Source organism: Pseudomonas sp. CFBP 13727 (genome assembly GCF_014841915.1).
Taxonomy (GTDB): domain Bacteria; phylum Pseudomonadota; class Gammaproteobacteria; order Pseudomonadales; family Pseudomonadaceae; genus Aquipseudomonas; species Aquipseudomonas baltica.
In genome coordinates this window covers 1,644,469-1,657,398 of record NZ_JACYUT010000001.1, presented here as the reverse complement: position 1 = coordinate 1,657,398, position 12,930 = coordinate 1,644,469, and the positions used below count along the sequence as shown (strand labels likewise).

Genomic DNA, 12,930 nt, shown 5'->3' with positions numbered 1-12,930 from the left:
CAGTTCGTAGGAGCGGTCATTGGCCGCGAAGCAGTCGATGCGGTCTGTCTGATGGACCGCGGGACGGCTTTCGCGGCCGCGGACCGCTCCTACGCGAGGGCGCGCGTCAGGCCTGGGCGGTTTCGGCCGGGGAGACGATGCTGGTTTTCATGCCACGCGAACGGCCTGAGCTGAGGTAGGCGGCGATCGATTCCTGGGTCACCTCGCCGAGGAATACGTTCTCGGCGTCCAGCACCGGCAGCCACGAGCGGTTGAACTCGTACATGCGCGACAAGAGGATGCGCAGGTGCTCGTCATAGGCAGCCGTGGCGTTGAACTCGCGCAGGAAGTCGACGCAGCTGCCGGCCTGGCGATGCAGGTCGCGTCGGCGAACATAACCCATGGCCTTGTTCTGCGCATCGGTCACCACGACGTAGCGGCGGTCGTGTTCGTCCATCAATTCCAGCGCATCGGCCACCGGCGTTTCCGGGCTCACCGAAGGCGCATTGTCGGCGGCGTCTTCGGCCTTGACCAGCAGCAGGCGCTTGAGCGTGCTGTCCTGGCCGACGAAGTTGCTGACGAAGTCGTCCACCGGATGGGCCAGCAGCGTGTCGGGATGGTCGATCTGCAGCAGCTTGCCGGCGCGGAAGATGGCGATCTTGTCGCCCAGCTTGATGGCCTCGTCGATGTCATGGCTGACCATGATCACGGTCTTGTTCAAGGCCCGCTGCATTTCGAAGAACTCGTTCTGGATCATTTCGCGGTTGATCGGATCGACCGCGCCGAACGGCTCGTCCATCAGCAGCAGCGGCGCTTCGGCGGCCAGGGCACGGATCACGCCGATGCGCTGTTGCTGGCCGCCCGAGAGTTCGCGCGGATAGCGGTGCAGGTATTGCTTGGGCTCCAGCTTGATCATGCTCATGAGTTCGCGGGCACGCTCGGCGCAGCGCTTCTTGTCCCAGCCGAGCAGGCGCGGGACCACGGTGATGTTCTCCTCGATGGTCATGTTGGGGAACAGGCCGATCTGCTGGATGACATAGCCGATGTTGCGACGCAGGGTGACCTCGTCCAGGCCTGTGGTGTCTTCGCCGTTGATCAGGACTTTGCCGGAGGTCGGCATGATCAATCGGTTGATCATTTTCAGCGTGGTGCTCTTGCCACAGCCCGACGGCCCGAGGAATACGCAGATCTCGCCTTCGTTGACGGTCAGGCTTACCGCGTCGACGGCTTTGACTTCCTTGCCGTTGCTGTGGAAGGTCTTGGTCAGGTTCTGAAGTTCGATCATTTCAATAATCCTTTGGGGGTCAGGGCGCGTTGCAGCCATTGCAGGAGCAGGTCGGCGATGATCGCCAGGACACTGACCAGCACGGCGCCGACGATGAGCATCGACATATCGCTGCGGCTGATGGAGGTGAGGATGAGAACGCCCAGGCCGCCGGCGCCGATGGTGGCAGCAATGGTCATGACGCCGATGTTCATCACCACGGCGGTGCGCACGCCGGCGAGGATGACCGGTACCGCGATGGGCAGCTCGACCATGCGCAGGCGCTGGCCGAAGGTCATGCCGATACCTTTGGCGGCTTCACGGATGCCGGGCTCGACGCCGGTCAGTGCCAGGTAGGTGTTGCGCAGGATCGGCAACAGCGAATAGAGAAACACCGCAGTGATGGCCGGTAGCGGCCCCAGGCCTTGGCCGAACTTGGAGTAGAACGGCAGCAGCAGCCCGAACAGGGCGATCGAGGGAATGGTCAGCAGCACCGTGGCGCAGGCCTGCAGAGGCCCCGCCAGTGCCGGAAAGCGCGTCATCAGGATGCCGATCGGCACGCCGAAGACGATGGCCAGGCTGACCGCAATGCCGACCAGAGTGATGTGCTGCCAGGTCAGTTGCAGCACCAACGGCCAGTCGAGGTGGGAGAAGGTGTCGAGGAAACTCATGGCTTCTCCTGGGCTTGGTCGGTGATCGGATGGGCCTTGAGAAACTCCGCCGCTACCACCGTCGGGCTGCGGTGCTCGACGTCGACCTGCGCATTGAGTTCGCGCATGGTGGCATCGTCGAGCATTTCGGCCAGGGGCTTGAGCTGCGCAGCCAGTTGCGGATGGGCATCGAGCAGCTGCTGACGGACCACCGGTGCGGCGGTGTAGTCGGGGAAGTACTCGAGGTCGTCTTCAAGCAGCTTGAGCTTGAAGGCGTTCAGACGCCCGTCGGTTGTGTAGACCAGACCGGTGAACACCTGCCCATTGCGCAGCGCGGTGTAGACCAGGCCGGCGTCCATCTGGCGAATGTCACGGCGGGTGAATTTCAGGTCGTAGGTTTGGGTCAGTCCCACCAGGCCGTCCGACCGGTTGGCGAACTCGGTGTCCAGGGCCAGGATATGGCCTTTCTTCGGCTCGTCGATCAGCACCTGGTTCAGCTGGCTGATGGTGTTGACCTGAGGATAGGCCTTGGCCACTTCTTCAGGCAGCGCCAGGGCATAGGTGTTGCTGAACCGCGAGGGCGTCAGCCACACCAGGCCTTTCTGGGCGTCCAGTTGCTTGACCCGCGCGTAGGTGGCGGCGCTGTCGAGTTTTTCGTCGATGTGGTTGTAGGACACCAGAGACACCCCGGTGTATTCCCAGAGCATGTCCAGCTGACCGCTTTCCTGGGCGCTGCGCGCCAGGTTGCTGCCCAGGCCACCGGTGACGCGTACGTCATAGCCTTTGCTGCCCAGGTACTGCGCGGTGATGGCCGCCAGTACGGTCTGCTCTGTGAACACCCGGGCGCCGAGGCGGATCACCGGTCTGTCTGCGGCGTGCACGACGCCGGCGCACAACAGGGCCAGGCCCAGTACGATGCTTAACTTCTTCATTGAATTCATTCCTTCGCTCAGCGAGTCAGCCCACGTTCGAACCACAGGCGGCTGACCAGGGTCACGATGCCGTCCAGGATCAATGCCAGCAGCGCGGTGCAGGCAGCGCCCAGCAACAGTTGTGGCTGATTGTTCAAGGCGATGCCGGGGAAGATCAGGCTGCCCAGGCTATTGGCGCCGATCAGGAACGCCAGGGGCGCGGTGCCGACGTTGATCGCCAGCGCCACGCGTACCCCGCCGACCATGATCGGCACGGCGTTGGGCAACTCGACCTTGAACAGCACCTGGCGCGGCGTCATGCCGATGCCGGTGGCGGCTTCCTTGAGCGAGCCCTGAACGTTTTTCAAGCCCTCGTAGGTGTTGCGCACGATGGGCAACAGGGAGGCAAGGAACAGCGCGAAGATTGCAGGACCACTGCCGATGCCAAGGATGCCGAGGGCGATGGCGAGTACTGCCAGGGGTGGAATGGTGTTGCCAATGTTGAAGATCTGCATGAAGCGTTCGGCACGCTTGACCATGCTGGGTCGACTCAACGCGATACCGGCGGGGATGCCCACCAGCAGTGCGGCAAACATCGAGACCAGCACCAGGATCAGGTGCGCTTGCAGGTAGAAAATCAGATCTTCGCGGTAGTGCTCGATGGTACTTATGCCGATCCAGTGGACCAGCAGGGCCAGGACGGCAACGATAATAGCGCCCCCTAACAGCCCTTTGCCATAGCGATTAGCCACAGGCGGACTCCTTTTTTCAGTCGGCGCCTACCGGGCCTGCGATGAGCGCTCGGGCGAGCGATCGGCCCAGGTAGGACGCGAATAGCAGCTCGCGCGGTGCGAGCCATAAGCGCAGCCTCGTCAGGCTAACTTGCTGATTTTGCAGCCCCTGACGACTCAACGAATCAGGGAGTGGACGTCTCCGTGCGGCGAGAGGTTCCCACAGTGAGGCAGCATTTGGCCACCTTTTATGACCATAAGGCTTGCATGAGATGGCGTTCGAGGGGGAGTTACCCGAGGCATTTGACGCGGCTTGCGCCGCTGCTACAGGGGTTCGCGGTGTTTGTAGCAGCGGCGCGAGCCGCGTCAGGGGGTTTTGCGATTTCCCAGACGATAGATCAACAGCGTCACCGAGTCGGCATTCTTCAGCAGGATCTTTGAACGAATGTCAGCGTCGATCAGAAACCGCTGGCGTGCGTCGTCCAGATTGGGTGAGCCCGCCAGGCGCAGGATCAGGGCGCGCCCCTTGCGGTCTTCGTTGAGGATGTCGCGCACCTGCCCGGTCGTGTCGTCGCGGACAATGAACAACTTACGCTTGGGGGTGAGGTGCGAGAACGATTCGTCGTGCTGACGCTCCAGCCACGCACGCCTCACGCCTGGCTGCAACCGATCGGCATAGGGCATCGCCGCTTCGATATAGTGGATGTCCCGGGTGTTGCATGCAATATGGGTGAACTCATGCAGCAGGACCATCGCCTTGCTCAGGGCGTTCGTTTCAGCGATGGTGTATTTCGGATCGAGTGGCAGGAGACGTGCCGTCTCAAAATCGAAGAATTCATCTGTCAGAAACATCTGACCTTGTGGATCCTGTACGGACACGAAGGCAATGCCCACGGCTGACTGCGCGCTCAAGCGGCTTGCCATCACGTAGCGTCTCGAGGTTACTGGCGAGTAGGCGTGCGATGCCATGACCCGGGCCATTTTTTCCAGTACGCCTTGGACCCGCGCGATCAATGAGTCCGTGACCTGAGAGACGCCGAAGAACTGCTTGAGCACTTCCAGGGTATGGGTTTTCACGCTACCGACCAGCCGTGCTCTTCGCAGGCTGTCCAACGCATTGCCCAGATAACCCAAGGCATCGCGGTGGGCCCGGTGCAGGACGCTGGCGCGGTGCGGGCGCAATTGGCGGATCTGCCGGCAGCCCACGGCATGGATGACGATTTCATCACGGGTCAGCGTCCAACGCACCAGTTGGCTGCCCAGCCTGCTCGGTACGCCGCCAGCACTGATTGCAAGGTTCTGCCCAGGATCGATTACCCAAGCCTGCTCGGTATCCAGCAGCAACCTAGGGCCTAGTTCATCGTCGCGCTGCCCGACCAGGTACCAACGATCCTGTTCCTGGCGAGCGCGATATGCCTTGCCGTTGAGGCCGATGTAGTGCGTCTGGTCGCGGATGTTCAGGTAAGTGCACGTGGACGGCTGAAAAACGAACGTGCGCAGCGTTTCGATGGGGGCCTCGTAGCGCGCGAGTGACAGGCCGTACTCCGGGGCGCTGCGCACGGTTTGCCAGAAGCGCTCGCGTACGTTGTCTTGAAGTGCACGCTGCGTCATCCCCTGACTGATCGCCAATCCCTGTACAAGCACGCAGGTCAACTGCGCCAGTGTTTGCCCCCAGCTGTTGTGCTGCACGTTCTGGGCGATGTTCAGCACAGCCAGTTCGGCTTGCCAGGCGGCCACGGCAAGCCCGACCTTGCCCGGCAGGAACATGCTCAGTTGCTCCCAGACCAGGCTCATCACATTGATCAGCGCCTGCCAGCGAACTTGCTCCGTGGTAACCAGTTGAGTGGCGGCGAGAGCCTGCAGATAAAGGCCGTTCTCGACGAATAGGTACCGCAGTGCGTTACCGGCAATAGGGTTGCAGGCCAGCTCCGGGCCTGTCGAGGTGCTCTGCGTCAGGGTGAAGTCGGTGTCCCCAACGCGGCCCAGGTGCGGCTCGCTGAAGCCGCCATGGGCATAGCGCGGGCGCAGGCTGACAGGCATGCGCGCGAGCAGTCGCGCCTGCAGGGCAGTGTCGCTGGCAAGGGCGGCAAGCAGGGCCGTACCACTGTCGAAGGCTTGAAGGGTATGGGTGGCTTCATAGGGCAGGTACAGCACCAGCGGGCCGTCTTCACCGGCCCTGAACAGATAGCAGCCGGGCAACGTGTCTGGTTTCATTCCCGGCTTGGGGATCAATTGCAGCGGGGTCAGCAACACGACATGGCCGTTCAGCGGCTGTCGCAAGATGGGGTCCGGCATGCAGACCACGCGAGTGATCAGTTCGACCGCCTGCATGGGCAGGTTGTGCTTGAGCCGGGCTCGCCAGGCGCACTCCAGCAACTGCGCCGGTAGCTGGCGGGCGTACAAATTTAGCCGGCGAGGGTAATCGAGGTCTGAGGGGTCGAAGGTCTGTTTGAGCAGGGCCTGATAGTGCGAGCCTAGATTCACCTCCCGTACCAATCGGCGGCAGTAGTCGGCATTCAACACGGCGGGCGCCACATGGCCCTCACCCAGTTCGATGCGGGCGATGGCGTCGTCCCAGTCCCGGAAGTGATTCAAGGCGTATTCGATCAGGCTTTGTCGCCGCACGACCGAGGCGGCGGGAAGGCTGGAAGGAATTTCACCCGAGGGTACCAAGGCAGGCACGTATCGCGCCGTGGTGATGAAGATCGCTTCGGGGTCGAAGCGTTTTGCAGTGAAGTCTTTGTCCAGATGGTGCTGCAGCACGCCGCGGGCATAACTGCTGATATCAGGAACGCCGAACAGATAGTCGTCTTCGGCCGGGCTGGCCAGCAGATTCAACCCCAGCACGCGCAGGTAGTGCTGCTGGTCGTCGACTGCCGCCCGCTGCAACCAGGCAGGCAGGGCAGCTTTGGCGGCCAGGCCACGTGCCATATCTTCCATGCGCTGCATCTGCCGTTGCAGGCTGTCGAACGCCATGGCCTCGCGAAGCAGAGCAGGCAAGGAGTCGGAGGGCCATGCTTGGTTGCGCAGTTGGTCGAAGGCTTGCAGCTTACTTCGTTGTCGGGCCTGGCTTTCCAGGCTGTTCAATGTATTCAGTGCATCGCCCGCAAAGGCTGTCCAGTTGCTCAGGCCAGGCCCGAGGTCGGTCGGCTGCTCAGACCATTGCATGGCGTCACGATGCGCGGCATCCAGAGACTCGAAGAGTTGAAAGCCCGTTTCATGAGCCCAGATCACAATGGTTCCGCTGGCATCGGCTGCCTGGCTCAACATCATTGCATCGGCATTGGCTTGCGCAGGATGACCGCTTCTGTGCTGCCAAGCCTGTACGGAATCACCGCGCAGAAACGCTTCGACCAGCGGCGAGGTCGCTGATCGACTCTGCTTGAGTAGCGCCCATTCGAAACCGAACAACCAGCGCCGCAACGAGCGTTGGTAGGCCTGCCCGGTGGCTTCACGGTGACTCAGTGCAGTTTTCAGCTCGCGGTAGAGGCTGCGCCGAGCTTGGCTGGTGATGTGCTCGATCAGCAGGCATGGCAGCTGATTCAGAACCTGACGTGTGCCTTCGGCAACCACCGTGAACACCTGCCAACGCCTGCCAGCAACGGCGGCGAGTGGTTCGTTTGCCCAGATACTGGCGACCCATGACGTTGCGGCAGTGGGCCGTTCCAAGTCCATGAGGTAAAGCGAACGGGCAGGAGGTCCATTTGGCAGAATGCACGCCAATTGCAGCTCCAGGGCTTGAAGTGCGGCCACACGCAAGTCAGGGCCGCGCTTGAGATAGCCGGCGTACTGGATTTGCAGCTCGGTCAGATGATTTACCACGCGCTGCGGTTTTTGCAGGTCGGTTTGCGCTGCGCCGGTGAGGCGCATCAAGCTGGCTGGGCTGTCCCGTGGGTCGGCAGCGAACGGCGCGGCGAGCCTCTGCAGGCTTGGCGCCAGGCGCTGATGCAGGCCCAGGGCTTGCTCGCAGAGCGTGTGGCGGTCTCCCATGAATGCAGCAGGTGGGCTGTTGGACAATATCGAGTGCTGTACTTGCAGCAGACGTCGGGTGTAGCTCGCCAGACCGAAAGAGGAGGGGGGCTCGGCTACCAACTCAATATCAATGATAGGCAGTGTCTTGAACGTCGGCTGTTGTGCGTTGGGTACGCAGGGCAGCCATTGGGCACGCTGCCCCAGATCGGTCAGTGCTGCCAGGAGTGCCGAGCGGTCGGTGTAACGCACCAGCCCGCTCGTGGCGCTGAACAGGTAGCATGCAGCCGCCGCGCGCTCGTTGGCCAGTACCAGGGTATTGATCAACGGCTGCTGGCGGCCCTCGGCAGTTGATCCATGGAGGATGAAGCCGGTACGAGGCGATGGCTGGACTTGGCCCTTCAGCCAAGCCCAGAGTTGATCATGCTCAACGGCTGGCAGCGTGCCGTCCCATTGCGTACGGGCAAGATCAGTGATCAGCTGCGTGCGCAAGTGGCGGGTCAGCCGTTCGGCGGGTAGCTCTGATCGGGGGGCTCCTTCACGCCAGTAGTGGGCGAGCAGACTGGCCATGGCGGCCTCTGATCCACTGCTCACCAGCTCCTCTGAGCTTGGTTGATCCAGTAACAACTGACGCCACTCGCGTAGCTGCTCACTCAGACGATGCTGAATGTCCAGCATCAAGGTATCGAACACCGACCCTTCCATGAGCGTGACCTGCATCTCGTGGAGTTCGCCAAGGCGCATCAGCCGACGTTCTGCCTGCGAAAGCAGGTAGCTCAGCCCCGGATCGTTATCAGGGCTGGCCAACCGATCCAGCAGGTAACGCTTCAAACGACGCCGATCATCGAACAACTTCAAGCCGCAGATTGGGTGGTAGTGGGCCACCCAATCGTGCTGCGTCGTACTGATCAACAGGCTCAAGGGTAATTCGACGGCAGTTCCTTGCGCGGTGATGATGCTCAACCCGTCCACGCGCATTTCGTCTTGTGCCTGAGGTTGGTGATCGCGCTCGGGCTTGGCAAGTTGGCGCAACCATTGAGTCCCTTCAGGCGTCAGGAGTGAGTGGGATGAGTCGCTAAGGTGGCGCATGAAGCGTTGTGCCAGCGCGCGGCTGTGAAACCAGGGCAGTGGTGGGGTCGTCATTGGCAGCTCCAGGGGCAATAGGCACCGCTGCGGGCTTCGACGTGTCGAGCCCTGCGATGGAGGCGATACGTTGCCTGCGCTGCAGCGCTGCGCGGTGGTAGATATTGCACAGCCCTGCGCCCAGACCTGGCCGCAACCGGTGTGGCGCACAGTGGCCTCAACGCTTGGAACTGGGCTATAATCCGCGCCCTTTTTCATTCCCTCGCCAGGCGATCCCCCATGACCCAACAGGCCGCCGAAGTCGCGAAGCGCCGCACTTTCGCCATCATTTCCCACCCGGATGCGGGTAAGACCACCATCACCGAGAAGCTCTTGCTGATGGGCAAGGCGATTGCCGTGGCCGGTACGGTGAAGTCGCGCAAGTCCGACCGTCACGCGACCTCCGACTGGATGGAAATGGAGAAACAGCGCGGGATCTCCATCACGACTTCCGTGATGCAGTTTCCCTACCGCGAGCACATGGTCAACCTGCTCGACACCCCGGGCCACGAAGACTTCTCGGAAGACACCTACCGCACCCTGACCGCAGTGGACTCGGCGCTGATGGTGCTCGACGGCGGTAAAGGCGTCGAACCGCGGACCATTGCCCTGATGGATGTCTGCCGCCTGCGCGACACGCCGATCGTCAGTTTCATCAACAAGCTGGACCGTGACATTCGCGACCCGATCGAGCTGCTCGACGAGATCGAGGCGGTGCTCAAGATCAAGGCGGCGCCGATCACCTGGCCGATCGGCTGCTATCGCGACTTCAAGGGCGTCTATCACCTGGCGGACGACTACATCATCGTTTACACGCCAGGCCATGGCCACGAGCGCACCGATGTGAAAATCATCGAGAAGCTGGACTCCGACGAGGCGCGCGCGCACCTGGCCGACGAATACGACCGCTTCGTGGAACAGCTGGAATTGGTGCAGGGTGCCTGCCATGAGTTCAATCAGGACGAGTTTCTGAACGGTCAATTGACGCCGGTGTTCTTCGGTACGGCGCTGGGCAACTTCGGTGTCGACCATGTGCTCGACGCCGTCGTGAACTGGGCGCCACGCCCTTTGCCGCGAGTGGCGAACGAGCGGACCGTGGAACCGGTGGAAGAGAAATTCACCGGCTTCGTGTTCAAGATCCAGGCAAACATGGACCCCAAGCACCGTGACCGTATTGCCTTCATGCGCATTTGCTCGGGCCGTTACGAGAAAGGCATGAAGATGCGCCACGTGCGCACCGGCAAGGACCTGCGCATCGGCGACGCCCTGACGTTCTTCTCCTCCGAGCGCGAGCAGCTGGAAGAAGCCTTCGCCGGCGACATCATTGGCCTGCACAACCACGGCACGATCCAGATCGGCGACACCTTCAGCGAGGGTGAAAGCCTGGGTTTCACCGGCATTCCGCACTTCGCCCCGGAGCTGTTCCGTCGAGTGCGGCTCAAGGATCCGCTCAAGTCCAAGCAGTTGCGTCAGGGCTTGCAGCAGCTGGCCGAGGAGGGCGCCACCCAGGTGTTCTTCCCCGAGCGCAGCAACGACATTATCCTGGGTGCGGTCGGCGTGCTGCAGTTCGACGTGGTCGCCAGCCGGCTCAAAGAGGAATACAAGGTGGAATGTGCCTACGAGCCGATCACCGTATGGTCCGCCCGCTGGATCGAGTGCGCCGACAAGAAGAAGCTTGAGGAATTCAGCAACAAGGCTGCGGAAAACCTGGCCCTCGATGGCGGTGGGCACCTGACGTATCTGGCCCCGACCCGGGTCAACCTGGCGCTGATGGAAGAACGCTGGCCAGACGTGAAATTCCGCGCCACCCGCGAGCACCATTGATCGATCCGATCCGGGCCTCAGTGACGGATCTGGTTCCAGGTCCGGGTACGTAGCTGCTCGATATCGGCGGGCATGGGTTGCAGCAGGAACAGCTTGCTCATGACCTCGGCGCTGGGATAGATCCGCCGATCACCCTTGAGCGCAGGGTTGACCCATTCATCGGCGCCCTCGTTGCCATTGGCGTAGTGCACGCTGTTGGTGATGTCGGCCATGACCTTGGGTTCGAGCAGGTAGTTGAGAAAGGTGTACGCAGCATCCTCGTTCGGCGCATTGGCGGGGATGGCGACCATGTCGAACCACATGGTCGAGCCCTCGCGCGGCAACGTGAACTCGATCTCCACGCCCTGGCCCGCCTGTCTGGCCTGGGTCTGCGCCTGCAGTACGTCCCCGGAAAAACCCACTACCGCGCACAGCTTGCCTTCGGCCAGTTGATGGCTGTACTCCACCGAATCGAAATAGCGTACGTAGGGCTTGATGCTCAGCAGCAGCGCGCGGGCCTTGTCGTAGTCGGCAGGGTTCTGGCTGTGCGAAGGCAGGCCCAGGTAGTTGAGGGCCATGGGCAGCAGTTCGGGACCGATATCGAGGATGGCGACCCCGCATTTCTGCAGGCGAGCGATGTTTTCCGGTTTGAACACCAGGTCCCAGGAATCCACTGGGGCATCGTCGCCGAGCGCCGCCTTTACCTGCTTGACGTTGTAGCCGATGCCGCTGACGCCCCACAGGTACGGAAAGCCGTAGCGGTTGCCGGGGTCGTTGGTTTCCAGGGCGCGCAGCAGCGCGGGGTTCAGGTACTTCCAGTTCGGCAGGCGAGTGCGGTCCAGCGGCGTGAGGTTGCCGGCGCTGATGTGGCGGTTCATGAAGTGGTTGGAAGGGAAGATCACGTCGTACTTGCCGGGCGCTTCGCGCAGGCGTTTTTCCAGGGTTTCGTTGCTGTCGAAGGAGCTGTATTGGGTTTCGATGCCGGTCTGGCGCTGGAAATTGGGCAGGGTGTCGGGGGCGATGTAGTCGGGCCAGTTGTAGATGCTGAGCGTGCCGGCGGCGAACGCCATGGGCGTGACGAGCGTCAGTGCGGCGAGGGCCAAGCGAAGCATGTGGTGATTCCTGAGCCGCCGTTGATTGCCTACTGTAATCATAGAAACGAAGTGGGGGAAGGCCCGTGGCTGCATAGAGCTGCGCGCTGCGCCGCGACAGCGGTATAGTGCCCGGCGCACCCTGTCATCGAGGAGATCGCCGTTGCGTTGGGTATCATGGATGCTGGCCACCGTTGTATGCGCCGTACAGGCCGCCGTCGCTGCGCCGCCGGTGGCGACTCTCGACCGCAGTCACTGGCCGGAACGCATCGATTCGCCAGTGCTGTTCGACGTGGCGTCGCGCGCGCACATCCTGCTGTTTGCACGCTCGTTGCTGGCCAGTGAAAGCCAGGACGAAGCACAGCTGAACACGCGCCTGGGCCTGCGTCAGATCAACCTGCTGGCGATCAACGACTTGCGCCAGCGGCTCTGGCAGCGGCTCTGGGCCAATTTCGACCTCGCCCAGCAAAGCTGCGAACAGGATGCCTCGTTCTGCTATGCCATCGACAGCGAAGGCGACCTGCGCGCCCAGGCGGCCGACCTGGGAATCGATCCCGAATCCTTCTACTCCGGGTTCGCCGTGCCGGGCCAGGTGTTCAGCGAGGCCTATCTAAACGAACTGTTGCGTCTGGCCGCGGTTTCACCGCAGACCACCAGCGAGGTGCAACTGTTGTCGGAGCAGGAGTTCGATGGCAACGGCTTTGCCGACCGGACGTTCCTGCTGACCTTCGATGGCGGCCCGAGCCCGGTCGATGGCTCCACCGATGCGTTGACCGGGTACCTGCGAGCGCAGGATTGGAGCGCCACCTTCTTCGTGCCCGGACAAAGCCTGCAGGCGCGTGCCGAAAAGACCTCGGTGGCCCAGCTGCAGGCGCTGTATGCCGGGCAGTGCGTGGCGACCCTGGGTTGGCAATACGTGTCCCATGGCCAATGGGACAAATGGCAGGACTCGATACTGCGCAGCATCGCCCTGCTGCAGACCGACCTGCCCGACAGCTACGTGCCCTGGTTTCGCCCGCCGTATGGCCAGCGTCGTGCCGACAGCGCTGCATTCTTTGCCGGAGCGGGGCTGAAAGTGGCGCTGTGGAACATCGATTCGATGGACGATGACAGCCGCCTGACGGCCATGCAGGCTGGCGAGCGGGCGCTGAGCCTGATGCTGCTGTGGCGACGCGGAATCGTGGTGTTCCACGACAACCTGGCCAAGGCGCAGACCGCGCTGCCCTGGCTGATGCGGGAAACCGCCCAGACCGGTATCAACTGGCAGGCCTGTGCGGATGTGCAATAGGCCTAGTCGGCAAACGCCAGTATTTACGGGGGGTTGGCAGGTTTTTGGGGAAAATTGCGCAAGCGAGGAGGGGCGGGTCAACTTCTGACTCTAACGGCGTCCGCGCCACCCGCCAAGCGTTA

General features: G+C 62.2%; 8 protein-coding genes. 2 read left to right on the top strand and 6 right to left on the bottom strand.

Features of this window, described 5'->3' with window-relative positions; translation table 11 throughout:
* Positions 1–106: 106 nt before the first annotated feature.
* The 5 genes from IFT76_RS07390 to IFT76_RS07370 form a co-directional block, all read right to left on the bottom strand.
* Positions 107–1,264: an osmoprotectant ABC transporter ATP-binding protein OsmV gene (locus IFT76_RS07390; protein ID WP_122479651.1), complete on the bottom strand. Its 1,158-nt coding sequence runs from the start codon at positions 1,262–1,264 to the stop codon at positions 107–109.
* Positions 1,261–1,914: an ABC transporter permease gene (locus IFT76_RS07385; RefSeq protein WP_122479650.1), complete on the bottom strand. Its 654-nt coding sequence runs from the start codon at positions 1,912–1,914 to the stop codon at positions 1,261–1,263. Before IFT76_RS07385 ends, IFT76_RS07390 begins: the two co-directional genes overlap by 4 nt.
* A complete protein-coding gene (locus tag IFT76_RS07380) occupies positions 1,911–2,825 on the bottom strand; it encodes a glycine betaine ABC transporter substrate-binding protein (RefSeq protein WP_122479649.1) in 915 nt (304 codons plus the stop codon). The genes IFT76_RS07385 and IFT76_RS07380 overlap by 4 nt, the downstream gene beginning before the upstream one ends.
* A gap of 17 nt (positions 2,826–2,842) precedes the next feature.
* Complete coding sequence (locus IFT76_RS07375; RefSeq protein WP_192057732.1) at positions 2,843–3,556, bottom strand: ABC transporter permease subunit; 714 nt, start codon at positions 3,554–3,556, stop codon at positions 2,843–2,845.
* Between the two features lie 345 nt (positions 3,557–3,901).
* A complete protein-coding gene (locus tag IFT76_RS07370; RefSeq protein ID WP_192057731.1) occupies positions 3,902–8,647 on the bottom strand; it encodes a dermonecrotic toxin domain-containing protein in 4,746 nt (1,581 codons plus the stop codon).
* A gap of 219 nt (positions 8,648–8,866) precedes the next feature.
* Here IFT76_RS07370 and IFT76_RS07365 point away from each other — a divergent pair, with 219 nt between their 5' ends.
* Entirely contained in the window at positions 8,867–10,450 is a 1,584-nt protein-coding gene (locus tag IFT76_RS07365; protein ID WP_122479646.1) for a peptide chain release factor 3, read from the top strand.
* 17 nt (positions 10,451–10,467) lie between these two features.
* Here IFT76_RS07365 and IFT76_RS07360 read toward each other — a convergent pair whose 3' ends face one another.
* The gene (locus IFT76_RS07360; protein ID WP_192057730.1) at positions 10,468–11,541 is read right to left on the bottom strand and encodes a polyamine ABC transporter substrate-binding protein; all 1,074 of its coding nucleotides are present in this window, start codon (positions 11,539–11,541) and stop codon (positions 10,468–10,470) included.
* A 160-nt stretch (positions 11,542–11,701) separates the two neighbouring features.
* On the opposite strand from IFT76_RS07360, the gene IFT76_RS07355 reads away from it, so the two are divergent.
* Entirely contained in the window at positions 11,702–12,808 is a 1,107-nt protein-coding gene (locus tag IFT76_RS07355; RefSeq protein WP_192057796.1) for a polysaccharide deacetylase family protein, read from the top strand.
* Positions 12,809–12,930 lie beyond the last annotated feature (122 nt).

Excerpts from the sequence above, each read along its gene's own strand:
- IFT76_RS07370 (WP_192057731.1), bottom strand. The coding sequence starts at position 8,647 with ATGACGACCCCACCACTGCCCTGGTTTCACAGCCGCGCGCTGGCACAA.
- IFT76_RS07385 (WP_122479650.1), bottom strand. The coding sequence starts at position 1,914 with ATGAGTTTCCTCGACACCTTCTCCCACCTCGACTGGCCGTTGGTGCTG.
- IFT76_RS07380 (WP_122479649.1), bottom strand. The coding sequence starts at position 2,825 with ATGAAGAAGTTAAGCATCGTACTGGGCCTGGCCCTGTTGTGCGCCGGC.
- IFT76_RS07360 (WP_192057730.1), bottom strand. The coding sequence starts at position 11,541 with ATGCTTCGCTTGGCCCTCGCCGCACTGACGCTCGTCACGCCCATGGCG.
- IFT76_RS07390 (WP_122479651.1), bottom strand. The coding sequence starts at position 1,264 with ATGATCGAACTTCAGAACCTGACCAAGACCTTCCACAGCAACGGCAAG.
- IFT76_RS07355 (WP_192057796.1), top strand. The coding sequence starts at position 11,702 with ATGCTGGCCACCGTTGTATGCGCCGTACAGGCCGCCGTCGCTGCGCCG.
- IFT76_RS07365 (WP_122479646.1), top strand. The coding sequence starts at position 8,867 with ATGACCCAACAGGCCGCCGAAGTCGCGAAGCGCCGCACTTTCGCCATC.